Annotated in this window: 24 protein-coding genes; 5 read left to right on the forward strand and 19 right to left on the reverse strand. The window is 36.8% G+C overall.

What is annotated here, in order from left to right; translation table 11 throughout:
- Positions 1–55: 55 nt before the first annotated feature.
- A complete protein-coding gene (gene recX / locus AC3G7N_RS07420; protein WP_489421512.1) occupies positions 56–865 on the reverse strand; it encodes a recombination regulator RecX in 810 nt (269 codons plus the stop codon).
- Between the two features lie 228 nt (positions 866–1093).
- Between recX and AC3G7N_RS07425 the strand changes: the two genes are divergently transcribed.
- Together AC3G7N_RS07425 and AC3G7N_RS07430 are read left to right on the forward strand one after the other, a co-directional pair.
- A complete protein-coding gene (locus AC3G7N_RS07425; RefSeq protein ID WP_489421513.1) occupies positions 1094–2017 on the forward strand; it encodes a TIGR01777 family oxidoreductase in 924 nt (307 codons plus the stop codon).
- 214 nt (positions 2018–2231) lie between these two features.
- Positions 2232–2789: a GNAT family N-acetyltransferase gene (locus tag AC3G7N_RS07430; protein ID WP_489421514.1), complete on the forward strand. Its 558-nt coding sequence runs from the start codon at positions 2232–2234 to the stop codon at positions 2787–2789.
- Positions 2790–3270: 481 nt separating this feature from the next.
- Here AC3G7N_RS07430 and AC3G7N_RS07435 read toward each other — a convergent pair whose 3' ends face one another.
- From AC3G7N_RS07435 to AC3G7N_RS07480, 10 genes are all read right to left on the reverse strand, one after another.
- Positions 3271–3972: a hypothetical protein gene (locus AC3G7N_RS07435; protein WP_489421515.1), complete on the reverse strand. Its 702-nt coding sequence runs from the start codon at positions 3970–3972 to the stop codon at positions 3271–3273.
- Between the two features lie 2 nt (positions 3973–3974).
- Positions 3975–4832 carry an ABC transporter ATP-binding protein gene (locus tag AC3G7N_RS07440; RefSeq protein ID WP_489421516.1) on the reverse strand — a complete coding sequence of 286 codons (858 nt, stop codon included), beginning with the start codon at positions 4830–4832 and terminating at the stop codon, positions 3975–3977.
- Positions 4822–5199 carry a GntR family transcriptional regulator gene (locus AC3G7N_RS07445; protein ID WP_489421517.1) on the reverse strand — a complete coding sequence of 126 codons (378 nt, stop codon included), beginning with the start codon at positions 5197–5199 and terminating at the stop codon, positions 4822–4824. The genes AC3G7N_RS07440 and AC3G7N_RS07445 overlap by 11 nt, the downstream gene beginning before the upstream one ends.
- 126 nt (positions 5200–5325) lie before the next feature.
- A complete protein-coding gene (locus AC3G7N_RS07450; RefSeq protein WP_489421518.1) occupies positions 5326–6198 on the reverse strand; it encodes a ComEC/Rec2 family competence protein in 873 nt (290 codons plus the stop codon).
- A gap of 151 nt (positions 6199–6349) precedes the next feature.
- Positions 6350–8485: an ATP-dependent Clp protease ATP-binding subunit gene (locus AC3G7N_RS07455; RefSeq protein WP_489421519.1), complete on the reverse strand. Its 2136-nt coding sequence runs from the start codon at positions 8483–8485 to the stop codon at positions 6350–6352.
- Between the two features lie 610 nt (positions 8486–9095).
- Entirely contained in the window at positions 9096–10673 is a 1578-nt protein-coding gene (gene mbcS, locus AC3G7N_RS07460; RefSeq protein WP_489421520.1) for an acyl-CoA synthetase MbcS, read from the reverse strand.
- Between the two features lie 113 nt (positions 10674–10786).
- Complete coding sequence (pdaA, locus tag AC3G7N_RS07465; protein WP_489421521.1) at positions 10787–11587, reverse strand: delta-lactam-biosynthetic de-N-acetylase; 801 nt, start codon at positions 11585–11587, stop codon at positions 10787–10789.
- A gap of 57 nt (positions 11588–11644) precedes the next feature.
- The gene (locus AC3G7N_RS07470) at positions 11645–12961 is read right to left on the reverse strand and encodes a Na+/H+ antiporter family protein (RefSeq protein ID WP_489421522.1); all 1317 of its coding nucleotides are present in this window, start codon (positions 12959–12961) and stop codon (positions 11645–11647) included.
- Between the two features lie 118 nt (positions 12962–13079).
- Positions 13080–13880, reverse strand: a complete 801-nt coding sequence (locus tag AC3G7N_RS07475; protein WP_489421523.1) for a YfkD family protein — start codon at positions 13878–13880, stop codon at positions 13080–13082.
- A gap of 289 nt (positions 13881–14169) precedes the next feature.
- Complete coding sequence (locus tag AC3G7N_RS07480) at positions 14170–14562, reverse strand: OsmC family protein (protein WP_489421524.1); 393 nt, start codon at positions 14560–14562, stop codon at positions 14170–14172.
- Between the two features lie 147 nt (positions 14563–14709).
- Here AC3G7N_RS07480 and AC3G7N_RS07485 point away from each other — a divergent pair, with 147 nt between their 5' ends.
- Positions 14710–15870: an MFS transporter gene (locus AC3G7N_RS07485; protein ID WP_489421525.1), complete on the forward strand. Its 1161-nt coding sequence runs from the start codon at positions 14710–14712 to the stop codon at positions 15868–15870.
- Positions 15871–15892: 22 nt separating this feature from the next.
- Here AC3G7N_RS07485 and AC3G7N_RS07490 read toward each other — a convergent pair whose 3' ends face one another.
- Positions 15893–16585 (reverse strand): amino acid ABC transporter permease, encoded by a 693-nt coding sequence (locus AC3G7N_RS07490; protein ID WP_489421526.1) that lies wholly within the window; start codon positions 16583–16585, stop codon positions 15893–15895.
- A 10-nt stretch (positions 16586–16595) separates the two neighbouring features.
- Positions 16596–17462 (reverse strand): transporter substrate-binding domain-containing protein, encoded by an 867-nt coding sequence (locus AC3G7N_RS07495; RefSeq protein WP_489421527.1) that lies wholly within the window; start codon positions 17460–17462, stop codon positions 16596–16598.
- 232 nt (positions 17463–17694) lie between these two features.
- Here AC3G7N_RS07495 and AC3G7N_RS07500 point away from each other — a divergent pair, with 232 nt between their 5' ends.
- Entirely contained in the window at positions 17695–19635 is a 1941-nt protein-coding gene (locus tag AC3G7N_RS07500; protein WP_489421528.1) for a heavy metal translocating P-type ATPase, read from the forward strand.
- A 43-nt stretch (positions 19636–19678) separates the two neighbouring features.
- On the opposite strand, the gene AC3G7N_RS07505 is transcribed toward AC3G7N_RS07500, so the two are convergent.
- Positions 19679–20515 carry a YihY/virulence factor BrkB family protein gene (locus tag AC3G7N_RS07505; RefSeq protein ID WP_489421529.1) on the reverse strand — a complete coding sequence of 279 codons (837 nt, stop codon included), beginning with the start codon at positions 20513–20515 and terminating at the stop codon, positions 19679–19681.
- A 284-nt stretch (positions 20516–20799) separates the two neighbouring features.
- Positions 20800–21114: a YtxH domain-containing protein gene (locus tag AC3G7N_RS07510; RefSeq protein ID WP_489421530.1), complete on the reverse strand. Its 315-nt coding sequence runs from the start codon at positions 21112–21114 to the stop codon at positions 20800–20802.
- A 265-nt stretch (positions 21115–21379) separates the two neighbouring features.
- Between AC3G7N_RS07510 and AC3G7N_RS07515 the strand changes: the two genes are divergently transcribed.
- Positions 21380–22738, forward strand: a complete 1359-nt coding sequence (locus tag AC3G7N_RS07515) for an alanine/glycine:cation symporter family protein (RefSeq protein ID WP_489421531.1) — start codon at positions 21380–21382, stop codon at positions 22736–22738.
- Between the two features lie 208 nt (positions 22739–22946).
- Here AC3G7N_RS07515 and AC3G7N_RS07520 read toward each other — a convergent pair whose 3' ends face one another.
- The 4 genes from AC3G7N_RS07520 to AC3G7N_RS07535 form a co-directional block, all read right to left on the reverse strand.
- The gene (locus tag AC3G7N_RS07520) at positions 22947–23615 is read right to left on the reverse strand and encodes an SOS response-associated peptidase (RefSeq protein WP_489421532.1); all 669 of its coding nucleotides are present in this window, start codon (positions 23613–23615) and stop codon (positions 22947–22949) included.
- A gap of 14 nt (positions 23616–23629) precedes the next feature.
- Positions 23630–24625, reverse strand: a complete 996-nt coding sequence (locus AC3G7N_RS07525) for a glutaminase (RefSeq protein ID WP_489421533.1) — start codon at positions 24623–24625, stop codon at positions 23630–23632.
- Between the two features lie 218 nt (positions 24626–24843).
- Positions 24844–25569 carry a lysophospholipid acyltransferase family protein gene (locus AC3G7N_RS07530; RefSeq protein WP_489421534.1) on the reverse strand — a complete coding sequence of 242 codons (726 nt, stop codon included), beginning with the start codon at positions 25567–25569 and terminating at the stop codon, positions 24844–24846.
- Between the two features lie 99 nt (positions 25570–25668).
- Positions 25669–26550 (reverse strand): CAP domain-containing protein, encoded by an 882-nt coding sequence (locus AC3G7N_RS07535; RefSeq protein WP_489421535.1) that lies wholly within the window; start codon positions 26548–26550, stop codon positions 25669–25671.
- Between the last annotated feature and the right edge of the window lie 189 nt (positions 26551–26739).

The following is a 26739-nucleotide window of genomic DNA, read 5'->3' on the forward strand; positions in this document are numbered from 1 at the left end:
TGGTGGGGTGATACATGCTTTTGATGCACATATCATCCCTTTTGATATTCACTTACTATTCGTCAGTTTCATCTAGAAACTTATTGATTAAATCTATGCCAAATCCTTTACGATACAGGCCCTCTTTTACTTTATTTCGTAATTCATAGCCAGTAAGTTTCGTTTTGTGTTTTCGTAACAGCTTGTCTCCATGTTTGGTAATAGCTGTCCATTCAGCATCGTCATCTTTATCCTCTCCAAGATCAGCAACCGCTTCTTTTATGACATCCTGTGCAAATCCTTTTTGCATAAGTGTAACTTGAAGCTGTTGCAGCTGCTTTTTGAAAGAATCCTTTCCCTGTTTATTCATTTTTTTATGAATCCATTTCTCTACTTTTTCCGTTTGTATATCGAACGTATATTGTTCTATAGCCTCACTTGCAATTGCCACTGAAACGCCTTTTTCAATCAATTCTTTTTTCACTAACATTGGCCCTTTGATGGAGGTTTGTATTCTTGTTCGAACAAACGAATCTGCAAACACTGTATCATCGAGCAATCCTTCAGACTCCAAGCGCTCCTTAATTTGCTTGATATGCTCTTCGTCGACTTCTTTTTTCACCAAGTAATCATGAATTTCTTTTTTTGTTCGCACACGGTAGCTTAAAAAGTTAATAGTAAGGGTATAGGATTTATGTACATCATCTTTTTGGACCAGTGTTTCGATCATCGAATCGTCCATCTCGAGATCTTTATGAAGCTTATACTCGATTAGAAGGGCTTCATCAACACTAAACCCATATTCTTCACCCTTGCCGTCGTCCAAAAAGATATTATAACGATTCTTGCGTTTTTTCTGTGTGGTGATACGGGTAATTTTTTTCACTGTTACTCTCCCCTTTTTTTAATAATAACACGAATTTTTTACCAATCACCACTGTAAGAATCATAAACTTGCATATACTAAAGAAAAGCGGAGGCGACTGTTCAGAAGCGGACTCATAAGCAAGGAACCGCAGAACGCATGGGCTTGGCGTTCGGAGTGTTCATTGCTTATGACGGCAGATTCTAGGAGCCGAAGCTAGACAAGAAAATTTTGATTGGAGTGTTCGTATTGAATATACTAATATCTGGTGGTACTGGATTTGTAGGATCAAAGTTAACGAAAACATTAACAAGTGAAAATCATCATGTGTACATACTAACGCGCTCTCCTGGGAACTATGAAAATACAGATCTGATCACCTATATTTCTTATGATTATTATGTACGTGACTTACCAGTAATCCAAGCAGTAATAAACCTTGCTGGTGATACACTTTTTGGTTACTGGACAACAGATAAGAAGACGAATATTATGAAGAGCCGAACAGAAACCACCCAACACGTTGTTGGAATGATGCAACAAATGGAGAAAAAACCGGAAGTATTTATAAGTGCTTCAGCCATCGGTTTCTATGGTACAAGTGAGGATCTCATTTTCACAGAAAATACAACAGAACATGGAGACGACTTTCTTGCAAGCGTGGCAGTTGCTTGGGAAACGACTGCCATGCAGGTAGCAGACGAACTACACATCAGGACGGTCAGTGCACGCTTCGGGGTCATTCTAGGTGAGAAAGGTGCATTGCCATATATGACTTTACCAATCAAAATGTTTGCAGGTGGTAAAATTGGTACTGGAGAGCAATGGATGTCATGGATTCATGTTGAAGATGTAGTCAATTCTATTATCTTTTGTATCCGAAATGATCATATGGATGGCCCAGTTAACTTTACTGCACCAAATCCAAAACGTAATAAAGAATTCACAAAAACATTAGCAAAAGTACTGAAAAGACCTTATTGGTTTACTACTCCCTCCCCGATCATTCGTACTGCGATTGGAGAAATGGGCGAGCTTATGACAAAAGGACAATATGTCTTACCTAAAAAATTAGAAGCACAAAATTATCAATTTTCTTATCCAAATTTGGAAGAGGCATTACATGAAATTAACCTTCATAAAAAGCCAGAAAAAAAGTCACAAAATGGATAAAAAAATGATTCACATTTAATTAAAATCTGTGTAAAATGATAGTAATGAAATTAAATGATACAGGGAAGGCAAATGGTGCGCCACCAGTATTCACTGGTTCTAATGGGTTCGATTCCCATCCCGAATTTTTGTTGATCGCTAACTAAAAATTCAGGGGGTGGGGCACACCAGACTTCTTCAAGATACCCACCTTTACCATAAGGAGGGTATTTTAATGCTTAAAAAGCGTGATTTACACGAGGTACCAGCACTATTTGATTTGTTAATACATCCAGAAGTTTTTCCCTATGTGAGACATAGAGCAGAAACAAGTGATGAATTTTATTTCATTACAAAGCAAACAATGGAAGCAGAAGAAAATGGTGAATTAATATCCCGCACCATTTTAGATGAATTTCAACAGCCAGTTGGGACAATTAACTTATTTGACATCCAACAAGGTTACGGATTCTTAGCAACTTGGGTCGGCCACCCCTACTTTGGCAAAGGCTATAACAAAGAAGCAAAAGAATTGTTTTTTAAAGAATTATTTTTCCAACAAAACATCGAAGGTATATTCATGAAAATAAGAAAAGCAAACGTACGCTCATTAAAAGCCATTTTAAAAATACCATTTGCAGCCCTTGGAAATGCACTTTATCCTGATGTATATCAAGCAATTAATCAAGAAAATGAAGGGTATGAGTTATTTGTAATTTCAAAGGACCACTACATGTCCTATCATCAGTTCCTTACGCCAACTCTTTCAGAGGATGGCGAGGAAGTTTCTTAACTATGTATAATTTCATTGTGTAGTTGCCATCCTAATTATAGAAAAGAGGGATTCCTACAATGAAAGATAAATCGAAAAATATAGTTCGTGTACATGATAAATTGAACAAAACCCAAGAAGTTTTGTACCAAAAAGAGTTTAAAAGAGCAAACAGTGTATATCAGCAGAACAGCCAAAAAAGCAGCCGATCATAACAGATTAGGTTGCTTTTTTTTCGGGAAGTTTCGGATCAACCAATGGCATACTCTGAATAAGGTTATCCACAGTTTAAAAAGCGTTGTGGGTATTTGTTGAAAACACTGGTAAACCAACCTTGTTTATCCACAATAAATTGTGTATAACTATAATATTACCTGTGGATATTGTGGATTAAATTAGAAAACCACTATTAATAACCTGTTTATAATGTGGATAAACCTGTGGGTATTTATAGGGATGTCGACAAAAGGGAAGACTGGGCAATTAAGCCCCAGTTCCTTTCCTATTTCACTTTAACAATAGATATCTTTCTTAAGAACAAAAACGATAGACAATAAATCGCTAATCCAACACCTAACAATTGATAAAAAAATCCAAGTCCAATATCAGGTAAAAGATTTACAAAAAAGTCAAAAATCCAACCTTGCGCTACTCCGACAAGTAATACAACAATAAATACTCCCGCAGCAGTTCCTCCACCTGCCAAACCATACTTATAAAATAACAGCCCGAGAATGGACATAAAGGCTAGCAGGAAGAACATGATAGACGTATCAACAATTACCCTATTTACCCAGGTATCTTGTAAAAGTACTACTGGATGTAAAAATTTAAATGTATAGATCCCTGTACTTTCCGTGAACAGCAGCGTAATGGACTGAATTGTATTTGCAAAAACCGCTTTAGCAAATGCTAATCCTAAAAAAAACAGTCCAATACTTACAAACAAATTTTTTCTAGTAGCCCCCATTTTTATCGAAAAAGGAATACTCTCTTTTATGGTCAAAAAACCAAAGATAGCACAATAAATATAGACCCCAAAAGGAAAACCGAAATAGAATTGGCCCCCTTCTACACTAAGCAAGAAATACGAAAAGGTTAATGACACAACTAAAATGCTTAGTAAAATTGTCCAAAAAATCATTAAAGAATATCGAATATCAGTAGTGAAAAAATAAAGTAATCCTTTAATTTGTCTACCCATTATTATGCTCCCTTCTTTCCTTCCGTTAAATAAATCATTAATTCCTGAATTGGCACACCTTCAGCTTTTAAACCATACATTTTGGCCTCATGCAAGCTTCCATAAATATATGCTGTCATCATTCCAGCCAGATGCTTCTTCTCAAAAACCTCTTTATCTTTTATGAATTCCTCTACTTCCTCGATAGTACCTGATACGACACATGTATTATTACGTAAGAGTTCCGCTTCTTCTTGTAAAACAACTGTTCCTTCTTGCAAAATCAACACTTCTTCAAACAATAAACTCGCTTCATCTATTAAGTGTGTAGAAAAAATGATTGTACGTTTTTCCGCTTCATATTCTTCGAGTAGAATTTGATAGAACTTTTTGCGAGCAGCAGCATCAAGTCCAATATAAGGTTCATCAAAAATAGTAATTGGTGCTTTACTCGCTAAACCTACGATAATTCCTAGTGAAGATTCCATTCCTTTGGATAGTGTTTTTACTTTTGCCTTTAGACTTAGGTTAAATTCTTGAATAAGCACATCTGCAAGCTCCTGGTCCCATGTGGGGTAGAAAAAAGAATAGATTTTGAGTACACTTTTAACGCTCAAATCTTTTTTAAAATTATTTCCTTCTTTAATTAAACAAATTGATTCTGTAAGCTTTTGATTGTCAAACGGATGTTCACCATTAACTAAAATTTCCCCTTCATTTGCTAGAATATTGCCCGATAAGATATCCATGAATGTCGTTTTACCAGCACCATTTCTGCCGAGTAATCCATATATTTTTGGCTGTACCAAAGTGAAGGAAACATTGTTTAATGCATAGTTCCCTTTGTACTTTTTTGATAAATTTTTCACTTCAATTTTCATCAGCGTGACCCTCCCTTTTTACCATTTCCATTAAATCTTTTTCATTAATACGCAACTTTTTCGCTTCATTTTTTAATGGGAGCATATAATTCTCATAAAATGTTTTTTGACGTTTTTCGATTAATATCTCCTTTGCGTTTTCAGTTACAAACATCCCTACACCTCTTCGTTTGAATAAGATATTTTCATTCACCAGTTCATTGATTCCTTTAGCAGCAGTAGCTGGATTAATTTGATAAAAATTGGCAAACTCATTTGTTGATGGTACTCGTTCTGTAGCCTTAACATGGCCGTTGATAATCGAGTCTTCCAGCTGTTCCTTTATCTGAATAAATATGGGTTTATTTTCATCGAGTGTATGTTTCATGTTCAACCCCTTGGTTAATTGGTTAGTTAGTTATGTAACTAACTATATAACTATATGTAATTTTTGTCAATTATATCTTTATAAAGTTGGAAATAATAAAAAAACCCATGCATGTTAACATGAGTTTTAACCATCATTACCTATTCCACTTCTAGGGCCCTTTTCAGTCCAAATGTAGTATTCTGTTCCGTTTGTTGTGATCGAGATGTTTCCAAATACTGCTGTAGAAAAAATAAAGGCATTCACCTTATAAAGGTTTTGAATGACGCGTCCAACTGGGTGGCCATAATCATTTTGCTTACTGTAGGTTAAAATAGCAACCTCCGGCCGAACCTTTTCTAAAAAATCGATGGAAGTACTGGTACGACTACCATGATGTGCGACTTTTAAAATTTCCGCCTGCAAGTTCTCTGTTTGAATTAACTCTTTTTCTTGTTCTTTTTTTATATCACCCATAAAAAGGAAATCCATTTTTTTATACGTTACTTTCAATGCAATTGATGATTCATTGTTGCTTCGGAAAGGCTCATACGTATTTAAGACCTTAATTTTTATGGAGGGGTCAAGTTTTATAAGCTGATCTTTTTCAGCAATTTCAACTGGAATTTTTTGTTTTGCAATTTCACTAATATATTTACGGTATGTTTTTGTCGTATAAAATTTGCCGGAATCAAGGATTTTTTTTACCTTAGTGGATTTCATCACCTTTGTAAGCCCTCCAATATGATCAATATCTGGATGAGTAACAATAAGCAGATCTATTTTTGTGACTTGCTGATTCTCTAGGTATTCCACTATATCATCGCCAGATTCAGGTGTCCCACCATCAATTAATATTGTTTTGTCTTCCGGAGTTTGTAATAAAATGCAGTCCCCTTGCCCGACATCTATGAAGTGAACTTCCATATTTGGCTGTTGTTCCGCATGAATGGCATTACCTGGTTGAATAACATGGATAAAAATAAGTAGTACAATTAAATACCATTTGAACTTTTTCATGAACAACATCCTCGTTATCAAATATTTTCTTATTATTTTTCACCGATGTTTATCAATTATGAGTGGCAATTACAATTTATTTTTTTATTTTCAACTTTAGAGCAAAAAAAGCTGCTAGCCACCCAAGGCCAACAACTTTTCTTCAATACTTCTATGCTTTTTTAACGACGAGTTGATTTTCTACCATATCAACATGAATTTTTTCTATTGATTCTTCTTCAAGTAACAAATCGGTTAACTGATCTTCAATTTTATCTTGAATCACACGACGAAGTGGACGTGCACCAAACCGTTTATCATAGCCTAATCTAACTAATTCACGTTTTGCAGATTCAGTAATTTCAATCGACAGTTGATTTTCTTCTAAGTTTTGTTCAAGGTCAACAATCATTAAATCAACTATTTTTAATAAATCATCTTCAGACAACTCATTAAAAGTAATGATGGAATCAAATCGATTTAAGAATTCTGGTTTAAAGTACGCACCTAAGTTTTCTAGCGAAGCCACAGCTTCATGTTCTGCCTTATTAAAACCAACATGAATCTGCTTATCCCCTGTACCAGCATTACTTGTCATGATAATTACTGTTTCTTTAAAACTAACTGTACGACCATGTGAATCAGTTAAATGACCATCCTCCATGATTTGTAAGAACATATTTTGCACATCTGGATGCGCTTTTTCGATTTCATCCAAAAGAAGGATTGAATAAGGGTTCATCCGAACTTTTTCCGTTAATTGACCAGCTTCTTCATGGCCTATATAACCCGGAGGCGAACCAATAACCTTGGACACTGCATGTTTCTCCATATATTCACTCATATCTAATCGAATTAGTGAATCACGTGAGCCAAATAATTCATTTGCTACTGCCTTAGTTAATTCTGTTTTACCTACACCTGTTGGTCCAACAAATAAAAATGAACCAATTGGGCGATGTTTAGATTTTACTCCTGCACGGCTTCTGCGAATAGCTTTGGCAACCTTTTCAACTGCCTGTTCTTGGCCAATAACATTTTCATTTAAGTTACCTGCTATATTTTTCATTTTCTCTTGCTCATCTTTTTGGAGCTTTGTAACAGGGATTCCTGTTTTCTCTTCTACAATTAATAAGATATCTTCTAATTCTACCTCGGTTACCTGTGATTCATTTTTTGCTTTTTCTAGTTGCTTTTGTAATTGAATTTCCTGATAACGTAAATTCGCTGCTTGTTCGTAATTTTCATCATCAGCAGCTTTTTCTTTTTCTTCAACAACTTCATCTAAACGTTGTTGGAGTACATCCGTATCTTTTTCCGTGTTCGCAAGATTTAAACGTGAACCTACTTCATCCATTAAATCAATTGCTTTATCTGGTAAAAACCGATCTTGGATATACCTTTTAGATAATGTTACAAATGAACGGATTGCCTCATCTGAATAACTCACTTCATGATAGGTTTCATAGCGATCCTTAATACCGTTTAATATTTGGATTGCTTCTTCTGCAGATGGTTCCTTCACCACAATTGGTTGGAACCGGCGTTCTAATGCAGCATCCTTCTCGATGTTGCGGTATTCTTTTAACGTTGTAGCACCAATTAATTGTAGTTCTCCACGTGCTAATGCCGGTTTTAAGATATTCCCTGCATCCATTTTTGAGCTTTCTGCTGTCCCTGCTCCAACTAATAAATGGATCTCATCTATAAATAGGATGACATTTTTTCTCGTTTGTAATTCTTGAACTAATTGTTTCATACGTTCTTCAAATTGTCCGCGCATGCTAGTATTTGCTACTAGTGATGCTACATCCAATAGATATATTTCTTTGTTCATTAGCTTAGTCGGAACATTTCCTTCAACTATTTTTAAAGCTAAGCCCTCAGCAATTGCAGTTTTACCTACACCAGGTTCACCAATTAGAACTGGATTATTTTTGTTACGGCGATTTAATGTTTCAACGACTCGTTTTACTTCATTATCTCGTCCAATAACCGGATCGATTAACCCTGCACTTGCTGCATGTGATAAATTCTTCCCTAAACTATCTAATAAACTGTTTCCTTGTTTTTGCCCAGTTTTCATTCCAACATTTGAAGCTCCATTACCTTGTGCAAACTTTTCTTGAAATGGATCTTGTTGATTTTGATTAAATCCCGGTTGTGCAAAGTTACTATTTGAATTCATTAATTTCCCTTGAACTTCTTGGAAACATTGATTACATAGATGCATAGTTACTTTTTCATTATTTAATTTCATCATTAGATTTATATCGGCTGGACGAACTCCGCATTGTTGACATTGCATTTGCAATTCCTCCTTAAAATGTATCGAAACATAAGGTCGTTTGACTTTGACTATATTTGACCTTTGACTTCATTATACTCTGACCAATTTTGACTTTCAAGTGTTTTGATCAAATTTTTGTACGGGCTTGTTCAGCGGCGAAATGCGTAAGCAAGCGACCGTAGAGCACTGGGTTTCGTGCTCGGAGTGTCAATTGCTTACGTCACGAGCCGCTAGCCCGCGCAGCTAGACAAAGAAAAGCAGAGGCGACTGTTCAGCGGTGTACAAATAGATAGGACTGTGAAAAGTACGTCGAACTTTACGTACATTTCAACAGGACTAACTATTTGCTAATCGCTAGAAGCCGAAGCTGGATCAAGAAAAGCGGAGCGGGCTTGCTCAGCGGCGAAATGCGTAAGCAAGGGACCGTAGAGCAATGGGCTTCGTGCTAGGAGTGTCAATTGCTTACGTCACGAGCCGCTAGCCCGCGCAGCTAGACAAAGAAAAGCGGAGGCGACTGTCCAGACAAATAGATAGGAGGCGCATCCGGGTAAAGAAAAGTAGAGACAGTTTTCGAAAAAATAAAGGGTAGAGCCATATATACAACGGCTTTACCCTTTATTAATTACATTTATATTGTTTGTTTCTCTTTCTGACGTAGTTCTATGCGACGAATTTTCCCTGAGGTTGTCTTTGGCAGTTCATCGATAAATTCAATTTTACGTGGATACTTATATGGTGCTGTTAATGTCTTAACATGATCCTGTAGTTCTTTTATTAAATCAGGATTGTTACTATCTACATTTTTCTGCAATACAATAAATGCTTTGACAATATTTCCACGAATCTCATCCGGACTCGCTACTACTGCACATTCTTGCACATATGGATGCTTGACTAATGCATCCTCTACTTCAAATGGTCCAATTGTATACCCAGAGCTAATGATAATATCATCACTTCGACCTTCGAACCAGAAATACCCATCCGCGTCCTTAGATGCTTGATCGCCTGTTACATAGTAATTTCCGCGTTGAGATATTTTTGTGCGTTCACTATCCTTATAATATTCCCTAAATAGAGCTGGACAGTCTAACTTCACTGCAATATCGCCAATTTCGCTAACAGAAACAGGATCTCCATTTTCATCAATAATATCTACTTCATTTCCTGGCGTAGGCTTCCCCATTGAACCAGGTTTCACTTCCATGTCTTTCATGACACCAAGTAGCAATGTATTTTCCGTCTGACCGTAACCATCGCGCACCGTAACATTAAAGTATTTATCAAATGTCTCAATTACTTCTCTGTTTAGTGGCTCCCCTGCAGAAACAGCACTATGTAAAGCTGGTAATTGATAGTCATCCAGGTTGTCAACCTTTGCCATTAAGCGATATTCCGTTGGCGTACAACATAATACATTGATATCATTGTCACTTAGTAGTTGTAAGTAAGTTTTCGGATCAAATTTACCGTTATACACAAATCCAGTTGCTCCAGATCCTAGGACAGATAAGAATGGACTCCAAATCCATTTTTGCCAACCTGGTCCAGCGGTTGCCCATACTTTATCCCCATCATTGATACATAACCAATTTTCAGATGCAGTTTTTAGATGTGCAAAGCCCCATCCATGTGTATGGACCACACCTTTAGGATTCCCAGTAGTACCAGAGGTATATGGTAAAAATGCTATGTCGTCGCTCGTCGTTTGTGCCATATCCAGTTCATCAGAGGTGCCTACTATTAGGGAATCTAAATGAAGCCATCCTTCAGCTGGTTCACCTACTACAAAGCGGTTTAATTCTTCATACTCGTTAATTTGTTTATATTGATCTACGAATGGATAATAACTTACAACTCCACTTACCTCTCCATGCGTTATTCGATATTGCAGATCCTTTGCTTTCAACATTTCAGAACTTGGAATGATGATAATTCCAGTTTTTAATGCTGCAAGATAAACTTCATAAGCCTCGATTAATCGTGGAATCATTACCAATAATTTATCGCCCTGTTTCAGACCATTTTCCAAGAATGCGTTTCCAATTTTGTTTACCTTTTTCATTAATTTATTATACGTAATGTCTTTTTTGTTTCCTTCTTCATCTTGCCACATTAATGCTTTTCTAGTTGGATCAGTTGCATAACGTTCCATTTCCATTACGATGTTATAGTCTTTAGGTGCTAATAAATCTTCTCTATTCATTACTTTTCATCTCCAATGCTAGATTATATATATAGTATAGCAAAGGTTATGAAAATTTAAAATTGATAACTTTAAAGCAAAAACCACCAGAATTTTTTTCTGGTGGTTTTCCATTATTGACCATATATAAATTTTGGCAGCATATCTTTAATAACTAAATCATCCAAACTTTTAAAGGTGTATCCTTGCTTTCTCAACTCGTTTATTATTTTAGGCAATGCCTCTGCGTTATCAGATGAAACGGTGTGTAATAGAACAATAGCACCTGGATGAATTTGCTTCATTACTTGTTCATATGCATAGTTCTCACCCTTTTGCTTATCCGTATTCCAATCCGTAAAAGCTAAAGACCAAAAGATATGAATATAGCCAAGCTCTTTCGCCCATTTCAGTGTTTGTTCATTAAACATTCCACGAGGTGGCCTCAGATATTTCATTTGCTCTTGGTCCGTAATTTCCGCAACAGCATCCTCCAGTGTTTCTAATTCTTTCTTCATGGTCTTTTTCGATACAACGGAAAAATCAGGATGATGATAGGAATGGTTTCCAATGATATGACCTTCGTCTGCCATTCGCTTAACGAGATCTGGCTTACTGTCAACATAATGACCAGTAACAAAAAATGTAGCTGGAACATCCTCTTTTTTAAGTGTATCTAAGACCTGTGCAGTGTAGCCTTGCTCATAACCGTTATCAAATGTTAAATAGACTACTTTATCCCCTGAATCATCAACATAATATGCATCGTACTTTTCTAATAGTTGCTTATACTTTCCTATTCCAGGAACTTCATGATTTGAGCCTTTTTTAAATCCCCATCCATATCCACTTGCAGCAACGCTTTCCGGATATACCGAGAAAAAGATAAGAAACGCTAACGTGAATAGTCCAATCATAGCATTCATTTTTTTCATGATTACCCACCTATTTTTTTCTTACCTTTTCCTTTAAAGGCATGATTTATGCACGAATTAAAATACCATCGCTCCAATCCAACCAAATATAAATAACGGTATATTGTAATGCATAAATGTTGGTACACATGTATCCCAGATGTGGTGGTGACGTCCATCAGCATTTAAACCAGAGGTAGGACCAAGTGTACTATCAGACGCCGGTGACCCTGCATCTCCTAACGCTCCAGCTGTCCCAATTAATGTTGCTGTAGCAATTGGCGAAAATCCGACCGAAACACAGATTGGAACAAAAAGCGCTGCAATAATCGGGATTGTTCCAAATGATGAACCAATTCCCATCGTGACGACTAATCCTACTAGTAATAAAATAAACGCTATCAATGCCTGGTTATTTTCTCCAAAAATTCCAGAAGATACTTCTACAAGTGCATCCACTGCACCTGTCTCTTGTAAAACATTTCCGTAACCTGAAGCAACTAACATAACAAAGGCGATTGTACCCATCATAGAAATACCACCCGTCATAACTTTATCACCTTTATGAAATGGTACTACAATGAATAAAAACATAAGAACTAAACCTGTCAGTGCGCCAATAATTAGGTTTTCTGTACTAAGCTGTACAACAACCGCAGCTACTATTGCAATTAGTGTGTAGAAATGTTTTTTATTGAATGCTACATCTTTCGGAGTGGCAGTAGGTATTTCTTCTACGTCACCTCCACCAGAACCGGGCTTAGAAAGACGATCCTTTCGATACGTGATAAAAACTGCAATCAGCAATCCGACAACCATACCGAGACCAGGAATTAACATCGAAAGTGTTACCTGACCCATCGTAATGCTTACGCCACTCGCTTCCATACTCCCTTCAATAACCTCATGGAAAAGCAGACCGAAACCTGCTGGAATCACAATATACGGTGCCTTTAATCCAAACGTCAACGCAGAAGCTACTCCACGACGATCTAATTTCATATCATCAAAAAGCTTTAATAATGGAGGTATTAATATAGGAATAAATGCAATATGAACAGGAACCAAGTTCTGTGATAATGATGCTACACCAGCAATTGCTAAAAGCATCATCGTTTTCTTTCCTGTCAGTTTTTTTATCAAGTAATTAACTAATAGCGTAGTAATACCTGTATAACTAATTGCAACTGCAAACGCCCCTAGTAATATATAACTAAGTGCTGTCTCTGCCTGTCCCCCCATACCATCTACAAGCATATTAACCGAATCAACTAACGATAATCCCGCCATCAAACCGGCAGTGATTGAAGCTGCAATAATTGCTATAATCACGTTCACACGAAGTAAACTTAATACTGTCATTACTAAAACGGATACTAGTACTACCCATTCCATGGTGAAGCCCCCTCTACATCTTTAGTACTTCATCATGATAAAGCATTAAAGCAAGAAAATCAACCATTTTTTTATGTATAACAAAAAGCCCTTAATGGAACGGGGCTTTTCAAGCTACCTATTTTAGTGTAAAAGAAAATGCTAGATGATCCTGAATCGGAATCCAAGCACCAATTCCCTGCTTTGTAACATTCTTTATTGTGACTGATTTTTTATTACCTTTAAGTTGGATATAAACATCCCCGAAGGTAACTTGTCCTTTATCAATAACAGCTGGCACATACGCCGTTAATGAACCTGATTTATTAACAGGGACAGTATATGCATTATCTTTTTGTGTGTTTTTCCCTATGACAGTTTGATAGGAAAGCGGTAACTCGGTTTTTTTGATTGCATCTAATAAAATCATTTTCTTCACGTCATCTGGACTTGCTATTTTATTAACCAGTGCACCTGTTATCTCTTTTTGTTCTTTTTGGTTAAAATGCATTTGTTGGGGGCCTTCACCACCAAGATTACTTTGTTCATTCGTATTAATTTTTTGATACTCCCAGTTAACTGTAGTGTCCGACGAACTGTAGTTAATTGCCCATCTCCCTAAGTAAATCATACCACGATAACCAATGGAGAATGGGGATGGTTTTACGCTGGATTCATTTAGCATTTTAATCAAATCAGGGTTTTCTACGGGGATATCCAGTTTTTCAATGAATTCTTTTGTAGCCTCGCTTGGCTCGACAATTTCCTGATCTTCTGAAGAATTACTATAGGTGTTTTCTTTAGATATTGTCAGAACGTGATTTGGTACAGTAAAGTCATTTGGCAGAGATTCTTTTTCCTTACTGTAGCTAGATGTAGGGAAAGCAATCATCAAGCCGATTAGTGCAGTCGCAGTCCAAATTAGTAGGTTCCTATTCATGTGTCACATCCCTTTCATTTCCTTATAATGCGTGTTCAAAAAGTCCCCAAATTAGAAATAAGAAGGTCGAGACACGAGAGTTTTGAGGACCGGATTTGCGCGCGATGTTGCTGACTTCTACGTTGCCCACAGGAAGTGGGCGATTTTAGAAGAAGTTCCTCTTATCGTATTAATACGTATAGACCGGAAAAACCGAGTAACGAAGAGATTCGCCATTTATCATTTGGTGACTTTTTGAACTTCCTCTTAATAGTTTTTTCTGACACACGAATATTATACCTTAATTTTTTTAACGTCTTAGTTCAATTGTTTCCAGACTTTCTTCAATAGTAATACTAGACTCGACTGACCGTATCATCGAGCAATTTTTTCTTGATAGCTCTAAGTTTTTGTACAATTTATCTTTATTCAGGTGATATCCTTTTACACTGTAGTGAAGGGAAATACTTTCTATTCGATTTGCTTCTCTAGGGTTACGTTCAACTTCTGCAGTTATTGTCAGATCCTCTATCTCGGTTCGTTGTTTTTCTAAAATTTTACGAAATACAGATCCGCTACAGCCAACAATAGATGCGACCATTAGTTGAAATGGTCGGTACCCATAGTCCTCATTGCCTGAAATCGAGAGCTCACCATAATCAAGATCAATACGCATACCACTATCTTTTAAGTAAAACTTCATTTTTTTCACTCCCTTTAAAAATTAATGATTAACTTACTTTAATTTATTATAACCTTTTAGGTGAATTTCTAGCGATCATCTTGATTGACCATTTGATAAAATACAATTAGATTAGCTATGGGGGATGTTTATAAGGAGGATTTCATTTTGAAGGCTTCAGTACAATCTAGATTTTGGATTTTAGTTTCACTTGTGGCCGTTTCCGGATTTTCTCAAGGGATGATTTTGCCACTACTTGCAATTATTTTAGAACAAAATGGTGTCTCGTCATCAGTAAATGGCCTTCATGCTACGGCTTTATACATAGGGGTATTAATTGCCTCGCCATTCATGGAAAAACCCATGCGAAAATTTGGATTTAAACCTATTATTGTTTTAGGCGGACTTCTCGTCTTCGTATCACTTGCACTTTTCCCATTATGGGATGCTCTTTGGTTTTGGTTTATTCTCCGTGTACTCATCGGTATTGGTGATAACATGCTTCACTTTGGAACACAGACATGGATTACAACTACTAGCAGTAAGGAATCCAGGGGTCGAGATATAGCCTTTTATGGTTTATTTTTCGGTGTAGGTTTTACCCTTGGACCATTAATGACCCGTCTGTTATCGATAAATGAAGCACTACCTTTTCTACTTTCTGCGCTTTTAAGTATGATCGTTTGGTCTATGCTAATAGTTGTTCGTAACAAATGGCCTGAAGAAGATGTTAATACGAGTCACGGAACTAGCTCTTTTAAACGATATATTCAGACAGCCAAAATTGCTTGGGTTGCCCTGTTACCTGCGTTCGGCTATGGATTCTTGGAGGCAACCTTGCATGGGATTTTTCCTATCTACGGGTTGCGGATTGGTCATGATATAGAAACGCTGTCCCTTATCATACCTTGTTTTGCTGCCGGTAGCGTTATTTCACAGCTACCCCTTGGAATTCTAAGTGATCGATTTGGACGCAGAAGCATTTTAATCACAGTACTATCTGCTGGTAGCGTTTGCTTCTTTTTAGCAACATTTTTTGAAACATCTGCTCTCGCCTTGTTTGTTCTTTTTACACTCGCTGGAATTTTTGTTGGTTCACTATTTTCACTTAGTATTTCTTATTTGGCAGACATTCTTCCCCGCTCATTGCTACCGACTGGAAATATTATGACCGGTGTAGCCTTTAGTATCGGAAGTATAACTGGGCCTTATTTAGGTGGTTTGTTCATCCAGCTTATTCCTGGTGTTTCCTTTTTTTATGTAATTGTAGCTATGTTATTATCCGTATTAGTAGCTACAATTTATAATAAAAACCTTGTAACAAGTTAAAAAGACACTCGAGAGTGTCTTTTTAAATGAATTTACTATACTTTTTTTCCAAACGATCCTGAGCAAATGATATCACCATACAAATAGGCCAGTATATTAGCGCGATTGTGATATACATTGTCATCGAATCAAAGGATCGACCTGCAACGATTTGTGCTTTCTGAAAAATTTCAGGTACAGTAATTACAGCAGCAAGCGAAGTAGCTTTCACAATATCCATAAACACATTGGTTAAAGGTGGAACTGCAATACGAGTTGCTTGTGGCAAAATGATTTTGCGCATTGTTTTCCAATAGCCAATATTCAGTGCCTTAGCAGATTCCCATTGTCCGCGATCAATACTGTTTAATGCTGATCGATTAATTTCTGCAATGTATGCCGCACTATTTAAGCCAAACCCAAGTGTTGCGGCAAGTACTGCTGATAGCTCAATCCCAATATATGGTAATCCGAAATACAGTATAAATAAAAATACCAAAATAGGCGTACCTCGCATAAACGAAATATACGTTCGAGCTGGATAGCGCCATAGTTTCGCTTCCGATCCCCTGGCCAATGCTAAAAACAATCCAATTACAAGGCCTAAAGCCATCCCGATTATAGATATCATTAACGTCAATGGGATGCCTTCTAATAGGAAAGGTAAGTTTTCCCATGCCAGTTCCGTGTCAAAGACCTTTTCTAGTTGAACGTCATTAAATTCAATATGAAACATGGTTATACACCTACAAATCTAATCCTTCAATTTCCCGAATTTCTCCTTCAGGTTGCTTCGAAACATCTTCGCCACCATAAAATTTCTTAGCTAGTTCAGTCAATGTTCCATCATCACGCATTTCTTTTAATGCTTGATTCATCTTTTCCACTAGTTTTGTAGCATCTTTATGAACTACAATCCCTTGTTTTGTCGGATGAAACTTTATATCTGGATGAATTTTGATATTAAACTGCGTAATAGCTTTAAGTGCTAATTTCTGTAGATAGTAATCATTAATTACAGTATCCGTTCGCCCATTATGAACATCTTGAAGATATACATCATTGGAAACGTTACTATAAGTAACAACTTCCGCTCCAAAATGGCGTGCAATATCACTGAAAACTGTAGTTGCACCACCACCTGCCTTTTTCCCTTTTAAATCCTCTAACGTTTCAATTCCAGACAAATCTTCTGAACGAACAATTAAAGAAGTAAATGAATACTTATAAGGGTCGGTGAAAGCAAATTGTTCCATGCGTTTATCAGTAATTTCAATATCATTGATTGCCACATCAATTCGGTTACTATTTACTGCTGCAAGTAAACCATCAATCCCTATTGTTTCAAATGTTACTTTTAAATCTAATCGTTTTGCTATCTCACGGATTACTTCAGCATCGTAGCCTGTTAACTCATCTGAACCTTCCGGATAATACGATGCAGCGAAAAGTGTACCAGATGTCCCAACAACCAGTTCTCCTGCTTCTTGTATTTCTTTCCACTTACCGCCATCTGCTTTATCATTATTCTTTTTCGATTCACTCTCTGGGGAATCACCACACGCAGCTAAAATGAATAATAAAGCTACCATTAAAAATGTAAAATGCTTCATATATATTCGCACCCTTCTATTGTTATAGTAATAAATTCATAATGATTGTAACAGTTTAATTAGCTTTATACAAAGAAAATACAAGCTGTTTAATTAGAAAATATTATCTGTATTATTTTACTAAAAAATATTCATTGACTTTATTTTCTCTAATGATAATATAATAATTAATATTTAATTATAATAATTATTAATAACAAAAATCATTATCACTTACTGGGAGGGTTACAAAATGTCTACTAACTTGGAAACATTAACTCGTACTGGCGAAAAAAAATTATTTCATCTATTTAAGGCTGTATCGTTTCAAAAAGTTTATGAACACAAAGAATTAATTGCAGCAATGATAAGTGGGGTAATCATTTTAACTACTTGGCTTATTGCTGATTATATAGAACACCCTCTATGGATTATCCTTCATCTTCTTGCCTTTTCAATTGGCGGCTATGCAAAGGCAAAAGAAGGCATTGAAGAAACCATTGCAAATAAGGAATTAAACGTTGAGATGTTAATGGTATTTGCAGCGGTTGGCTCTGCCGCCATAGGGTATTGGACTGAAGGTGCAATTCTGATTTTCATTTTCGCATTATCTGGCGCACTTGAAACCTATACCATGAACAAAAGTAAGAAAGAAATTTCTTCTTTGATGGATTTGCAGCCCGAAACTGCCCTTCTTCTAACAAACGGGTTAGAAAAAGTGGTAGCTGTTTCACATTTGGCAATTGGCGATACAATTTTAGTTAAAGCAGGCGAACGTATCCCAGCAGACGGCATAATTATTAAAGGGATAACTTCGATTAACGAAAGTGCAATAACTGGTGAGTCTATTCCAGTAAGTAAACAAAAAAGTAATGAAGTTTTTGCTGGTACAGTAGCAGTTGACGGTTCAATCCATATCCAACTTTCAAAATCAACTGATCAAACCTTATTTCAAAAAGTGATCGATCTTGTCCAATCCGCACAAGAGGAAAAATCTCCTTCCCAGCTTTTTATAGAAAAGTTTGAAGGAACATATGTAAAAGCCGTTCTAATTGCTGTTTTAATCATGATGTTTCTTCCTTCTCTTTTGTTTGGATGGACGTTAACAGAAAGTATATATCGTGCCATGATATTACTTGTAGTTGCTTCGCCTTGTGCGCTTGTTGCGTCGATTATGCCAGCCACTTTATCTGCGATTTCTAAAGGCGCAAAAAACGGTGTCCTTTTTAAAGGTGGCGTAAACATAGAGAATTTAAGCCATATCAAAGCTATTGCATTTGACAAAACTGGTACACTGACGAATGGTAAACCAGTTGTCACAGAAACATACTTTAAAACCCAAAAAGATGAAAACTCTATTTTAGAAGTTATTGGAGCAATTGAAAATGAATCCTTACATCCCTTGGCAGAGGCAATTTCAAATTATAGTAAACAACAGCTTGATATTAACAGTTTTACTATTGCTGTCACGCAACATAAAACAATAAGCGGAAACGGTGTCGTTGCCACTGTTGATAATGATACGTGGATGATTGGGAAAACAGGATTTGTTGGTGAAAACGAATCAAACGAATTTCAAAATGGTGTAGCAAACAAACTGGCTTCAGAAGGTAAATCAATTGTTTTTGTAAAAAAAAATAATGAACTCGTTGCTTTGTTGGCACTAAGGGATACAATTAGAAAAGAAGCCAAACAGGCAATTAAACAGTTAAAAAAACGAAATATATTTACCGTTATGCTTACTGGAGATAATGACATAACTGCTAAGGCAATTGCAACTGAAGCAGGAATTGATGATTATATAGCTAGTTGTTTACCAGAAGAAAAAGTAAATCATGTTAAAGACCTGAGAAGGAAGTACGAGCATGTAGCTATGGTCGGGGATGGAATCAACGATGCTCCTGCATTAGCAACTGCAAATGTTGGGATCGCAATGGGAGAAGGTACAGATGTTGCATTAGAAACAGCGGATGTAGTATTGATGAAAAATGATTTGCCTAAAATAGCAAATGCCTTCGAATTATCCAAGCAAATGAACAGGGTTGTCAAACAAAACATTGTATTTTCCTTAAGTATTATTGGTTTGTTGATTGCATCCAATCTTTTTCAAGTACTTGATTTACCACTTGGAGTAATCGGCCACGAAGGAAGTACAATCTTAGTGATTTTAAATGGACTGCGTCTACTTAAATAAGAAATGGTCCATGGTGTTCGATCAAATACCATGGACCATGTTTCTATGTTTCAAGCCTGCCAACACGCCTGTGTTTAATAATGGCGTTAATGACACCACCAGTAATGATGATAATTCCTGACAAATAAAACCAGATCATTAATGTAATGACAGTTCCCAGACTTCCATACGTTGCAGAATAGCTTCCACTTCCAATGGTACTTATATAATAAGAAAAGGCCAATGACACTAATTGCCAGCCAATTGTTGCAAATACAGCACCCCAGATAGCATCTTTATATAAAATCTTTTGATTTGGAGCCAATTTGTAAAGTGCTAAAAGTACGATTAAAAACACAATGGATGATATAACCCACCGTAATGTTTCCCAGACTTGTATGAAGTTTGATGACCATCCAAGAAATGAGAACAGGTAATCTCCAATCATCTTTCCAAAAATGGGTAATAAAAACGCTATACCAATCACTACCACCATTGCAATGGTTAATACGATAGCGATCAGTCTGGATGTTATAAATGATCGATCCTCATCCACTTCATATGCCCCATTAAAACCCTTCATAATTGCGTTAATACCTGCAGAAGCTGACCAAATGGTGCCTATAATACCTACGGACAGTAAACCACCATTTTGATCACTGGACAACTGATTAATATTAGTCGAAATTAAGTCCATTATTTCACCTGGTGCATAAACACTAATAAAAGAAATTACTCTTTCGGTATCTATTGGTAAATATCCAATTAGTGTTACTAAAAACAGCAAAAAGGGGAATAAGGATAGCAACAAGAAATAGGCAAGTTGTGCTGCCATACCAAATACATCTACTTCAGTTATCTTTTGAAAAAGTTGTTTTGAAAACGTAACAGCTTTTTTCATTATCCATCCCCCTCGTTTAAATCCCTACTAGTGTATGTTCAGAAAGGAGGATAAAAATGACCGTCATCAGATAAGAACGCAACTTCCTCGAAAATAAAAAACGATTTTCTTCGTGCGATGCTTTTTCAGGTAGCTTTCCTTATCCTGTTGCAACACCGATACTAGCACGTCCTGTGCGTCGAAAGTTCGAGTCAGCGTAGCTTGAACGTATGCTATTAATACGTGAGCAAACGAAGAAATTCGATGCGTCATTTTTACCGGACTTTTTGAACAACCTCTACTACTTATTCTTCGTTTGATTCAATTCTTTTTAAACTTTCATCTTTTTTATTTTGTATTTTATCAATAGTTTGCTCCACCTGCTCCAATGTATTAATTGCAGTATCAGCACTCGTATTGAATGTATCATTGAATTGATTACAGGTAACACGAGCCTTCCGCACAGCTTCTGAAGGGTGCTTCAGATAATAATTGGTTTTCCTTTTTGTGTTGAAATATTGCATTTTTGTTTTAGAGCGTGTCTCCCGATCAAAAAGGGTTGTTAATCCTCCTACTAGTGCACCAATTATTATTCCATATACTAATTTGTTATTCTGCATGTTTGTCTCTCCTCTACTGTTATATGCTGGGTGTTTTCCAATAGTCTCATTTGATAAAGTTCTAAGTACCACTTAATACTTTATCATAACCTGTACACATGAACCATTTTATTTCTATCTTACTTTTTCCCTCATAAGCAATAAATAAACTAACATTTTTACGAATGTAACTAAAAAACATAAAAATTTCTCTTGACTTTTCCGTTGAATTTTCGGAATATTTACTATAGGCATACACTCAAAAAATGGTTAAAGGAGGAGAAACATGGAAGAAATCATTAGTAATATAAGTAGTTTTGTATGGGGACCACCAACACTTATTTTAATTGTTGGAACAGGATTATACCTAACAATAAGGTTAGCTTTTCTACAATTTCGTACCCTTCCTTACGCTTTACGATTAGCGTTTAGTCCTAAACGACAGGACAAAGCTTCTAAAGGGGACATTAGTCACTATGAGGCTCTTACTACCGCCATGGCTGCCACAATTGGAACAGGTAATATTGTTGGTGTGGCCACAGCTGTTGTACTCGGTGGTCCTGGTGCCGTTTTTTGGATGTGGATCAGTGCATTCTTTGGAATGGCAACCAAGTATGCGGAGGCACTTCTTGCAGTTAAATACCGTGTGGTCAATAGTCGCGGTGAAATGTCTGGTGGCCCGATGTATTACTTAGAACGCGGTTTAAAGGCAAAATGGCTTGGTGTTACCTTTGCTGTTTTTGGTTCTATAGCAGCTTTTGGTATTGGGAATATGGTTCAGTCAAATTCTGTTTCTGATGCACTTCAGCGCTCATTTAGTGTACCTACGTGGGTAACTGGAATTATACTTACTCTTTTAACTGGGTTAGTTATTTTAGGTGGAATAAAAAGTATAGGTCGTGTAACAGCAATTTTTGTTCCTGTAATGGCTTTATTTTATGTTATAGGTGGTTTAGTTATTATTGTTATGAATTTAGATATTGTACCAAGTGCCATTGCCTTGATCTTTAATGATGCATTTACAGGTAGTGCCATCGGTGGTGGTATCTTAGGTACTGTAATTCGATACGGTGTAGCCAGAGGGGTTTTCTCTAACGAGGCCGGACTCGGATCAGCACCTATTGCGGCGGCGGCAGCAAAAACAGACTATCCTGGTCGCCAGGCTCTTGTATCCATGACACAGGTATTTATTGATACAATTATCGTTTGTTCCATTACTGGAATAACGATTGTCATGGCAGATATGTACACTGGTTCTACATTAAATGGTGGAGATCTCACAGCGGCATCATTTGCGTTTTTCTTAGGTGATACTGGTAGCTATATTGTTACTATTGGCATTGTACTATTTGCTTTCTCGACGCTTGTTGGTTGGTCCTATTACGGAGAAAAGTGCTTCAGTTATCTGTTTAATGACAAGGCGGTACCAATTTATCGTGTTGTATTTGTATTAGTCGTATTTTACGGCGCTATTGAGCAGTTGGGTATTGTTTGGGGCATTGCCGACATTATGAATGCACTTATGGCGATTCCAAACTTAATCGGATTACTTGGACTCTCAGGTGTCGTAGTTTACGAAACAAAGAAATTTATAAAAGTAGCAAAAGAAGAAGAAAAAGAACGAAAACGAGCAAAAGCAGCATAGAAGTATAGTAAAGCGGAGGCGACTGGTCAGCGACGTACAAATAGATAGGAATGTGAAAGTACGTCGATCTTTACGTACATTCATCAGGACTAACTATTTGCTAGTCGCTAGGAGCCGCAGCTGGATCAAAAAAAGCGCAGGCGACTGGTCAGAAGCGGACGCAAATGAAAAGGAGCGAGGTACCATTTTTCTCTGGTGCTCGCTCCTTTTATTTTATTAATGGCTCAATACATGCAGAATCATTGTTTTTCGCTGAATTTACATAACTTGAAACATTATGTGCTTTAAGATCATCAACTTGTATCGACTGTAAAAATTTGTGTGCTGAACTAGGATCCATCTCATTTGGTGCAATCCATTCATCTTCTTTATCTTTAGGAAGAATAATTGGCATCCGGTGGTGTACACCTTGCATAAAATCATTTGCCTCTTTTGTTAAAATTGTACATGTAAAAAGATTTCGTTCATCATCTTGCCATTTATCCCATAACCCTGCAAACGCGAATAGTTTACGATCCCCTAATTGAATTCGCTTCGGTTGTTTTGTCTGGTCAGTTTTTTTCCATTCATAAAAACTATCTGCAATTATTAAACACCTTTTACGCCTTAATAACGTTTTGAAGCTTGGTTTTTGATGAACAGTTTCACTTCTGGCATTAATCATTTTATAGCCAATCTTTTCGTCGTTTGACCATGAAGGAACAAGCCCCCATTTCAAATATCCCGCCCGCTTCCCTTTTCCATCATTAATGACTGCAAGTACGTTTTGACCTGGCGCAATATTATAGCTTGAAGTATATGATTCAATCGAGTAGTTTATACCAAATTCCTTTAAAATCTCAACTTCTTCCCTAAGCAGTGTATACCTACCACACATCTAATCACCTCTGTTTAAAAAATGCTTAAATCCCATTGTTTCGCAATATGACGTAATAAGCGGATACCCGCGATACTATTACCTTTATCATCAAGCGCTGGTCCATAAACACCTATTCCACAACCTTCTAAAAACGGTAGTTCCTCTTCGCGTACACGTGGAGGAGCAGCTGCAATGATTCCACCAGATACACCACTTTTTGCCGGTATCCCTACATATGTTGCAAATTTTCCAGATGCATCGTACATTCCACAAGTTAACATTAGCGCTTTGGAAATCCGTGCTTCCTGCCTTGGGATTACTTCTTCTTGTGTATCAGGATTGACCCCGTCATTGGCAAGGATCATACCAATTCTAGCAAGGTCATCCACAGTAATTTCAATCGAACATTGCTTAAAATAGGTGTCCAGCGTTACATCTAAATCTGATTCAAGAAAGTTTGTTTCAAGCAGGTAGTACCCAATTGCTTTATTCCGTGTAGATGATAGCTTCTCTGATAGATATACATCTTTATTAATTTTCGGGCGATACCCGATCATTTTTTCTAATAGGTCTAGTATAGGGGCAATTTTCTCTTCAGAGGTCTCCCCTTCAAGAATCGAGGTAACCGTTATCGCTCCTGCATTAATTAATGGGTTAAACGGTTTTTTGAGTTGCTTCATCTCCAGGTGCATGATTGAATTGAAAGCTTCTCCAGCAGGTTCAACGTCAACCCGGTCAAGCATATATGCAATACCGCGCTCAATACACCCAACAATAAAACTGATGATTTTTGAAATACTTTGTAAGGTAAATGGTATTCCAACATCTCCTGATCGAATTGCCATCCCATTTTTCCCTAAAATGGTTATACCTAAATGGTCTTGATTTGCTTCAGCCAAAATCGGGATATACGAGGCAACCTTCCCATCACTTGTGTGTTTTCGATAAAAGGAAACCCAGTCATCCACATAATTTTGTAACCACTCTTGACTTAATTCTGTATTCCAGTTAGCAGCACCTTGTACCATACGTATCACCTCTTCTATATTAGATTATGATGGTCTAATCCATACACATTTAAACGGTTGTATAGCACCCAAGTTAGATAAATGAACGGTACTTCTTATATTAGAAGTGTCATGCAGAAAAGGAAACTAAAACGATTCCAATTGCATTTTAAACAAACAAATCCCCCGATTAATTCGCCTGAATAATCGAGGGTGCTTTATAAAAGTTTTTATACTACTTAACTATGCCCCATTTGTTGTAGTGACTTTTCAATACTTGACTGTGCAGCAATAGCTAGATCACTATGTTTTTTTTCTTGATAGTCATTTGGATAAATTGGATCAAGAATAGTCATATATATGGTTGAACCTTTCACTCTTCCGTTACCCTCTTCAAGCATTTGATAGGTCCCATTTATCGCAATTGGCACAATAGGGACATTTGCCTTTGTTGCTAGTCGTAGGCTCCCAGATTTAAATGTATTCAGGTTGCTTCCCCGGCTTCTTGTACCTTCAGGAAAAACAACGAGGGAATGGCCTTTCTTTAAGTTTTCAATCCCTTGATTTATTGCTCGAACGGACTGCCTACGATCAGAACGGTCAATAAACACACCATGCATGAGACCCATCCAAGAACTTACAATAGGGATTTTTTCCACTTCTTTTTTTGCAATAAATCCAAGTGGTTTTCCGACATACCCGATTAAAGCAAGAATATCAAACAGTCCTTGATGGTTAGCGACAAATAACACCGCTTCATCTGGAAGCTTTTCTTGACCAGATACATGAACATCTGTCCCAGTGCTTTTAATTACTTTTTGGGAAACCCATTTTGGCGCTTCAAATAATTCTTGTTGTGCTTGTTTACTATCTTGGTTGAAAAGCTTTCGACCTTTATGTAATTTCAGACCACTCCTTAGAACAGTGATAATTGCACAAAAATAGATCCATAAACTTCGAATCATAAAAAACACCTCCTATTCCATTATACGATGGTTGATGCAATTTTTACACAAAAAAAGAGACTAGCAAGTGCTAATCTCTACATTTAAACCTATTATTTCCTATTTTCCGATGAATTGTTGTGTCCAGTAGTTACCATCTGCAACATAACCTACACCAATATGCGTGAATTTTTCGCTTAAAATGTTTGCACGGTGTCCATCACTATTCATCCAACCATTTACCACTTGTTCTGGTGTGGTTTGTCCTCTTGCAATGTTTTCTCCGGCACTACGGTAATCGATACCATAGCTTTTCATCATGTCAAATGGTGACCCGTAAGTTGGGCTATTATGAGAAAAATAATTATTTGCTGACATGTCACGTGATTTTTCGCGTGCTACTTTGCTTAACTCAACGTCAACTTTTAACGGATTCAAGCCGCGTTCTACACGTTCATTATTCGTTAATTCTACTACTTGTTGTTCGAAAGCACTTAACTGACTTGATTGAGCTTGTGTTTGTTGCTCTTGTTCTTTAGCTGGCTGTTGTTGAGCAGGTGCCTCAGCTTTTGCTGGTGCTTCTTGCTTTGGTTCAGCCTTTGCCGGTGCTTCTTCTTTTGGCTCTTCTGTTTTAGGAGCATCTTGTTTTTGTTCTTCTTGTTTAGGAGCTTCCTGCTTTTGTTCTTCTTGTTTAGGAGCTTCCTGCTTCTGAGCTGGTTGTTCTGTAGCTTGTTCTTTTTCTTCAGTATTCTTTACTGGTTCTGCAGGCTTAACATTTTTCAAATTCACTTGGTAGTTTGCAAGGGTGTTTTGCAAAAAGTCATTTAAATTACCATCTAAATTTGAAAAAGTCTTCGCGTTAATAGAATAGTAGACTTTGTATTGGTTTTGCTGTTTCTGACTATGATCTGCATTTGCTGATGCATCAACAGTATTTGTAAAGGCACCACCAATTAGTAATGCTGTAGACATTGCAGTTACGATACTAATTTTCTTGAACATATTTTGAACATCTCCTTAAGCTGTGTTTTTTGCTGCAAAATAATCATAGCATGGGATTCTTGTAATAATTTTGGAAAGCCCTTCCATAAGAGTTTGGTTAACTGATAGATTTGTATAAATCCTTTGTAGTAAAGGTTTTCTATGAGACCTAAATAAGCCTTTTTTGGAAAAAGTTCAATTTAGTGGCAT

The organism is Virgibacillus carmonensis, from assembly GCF_057836705.1.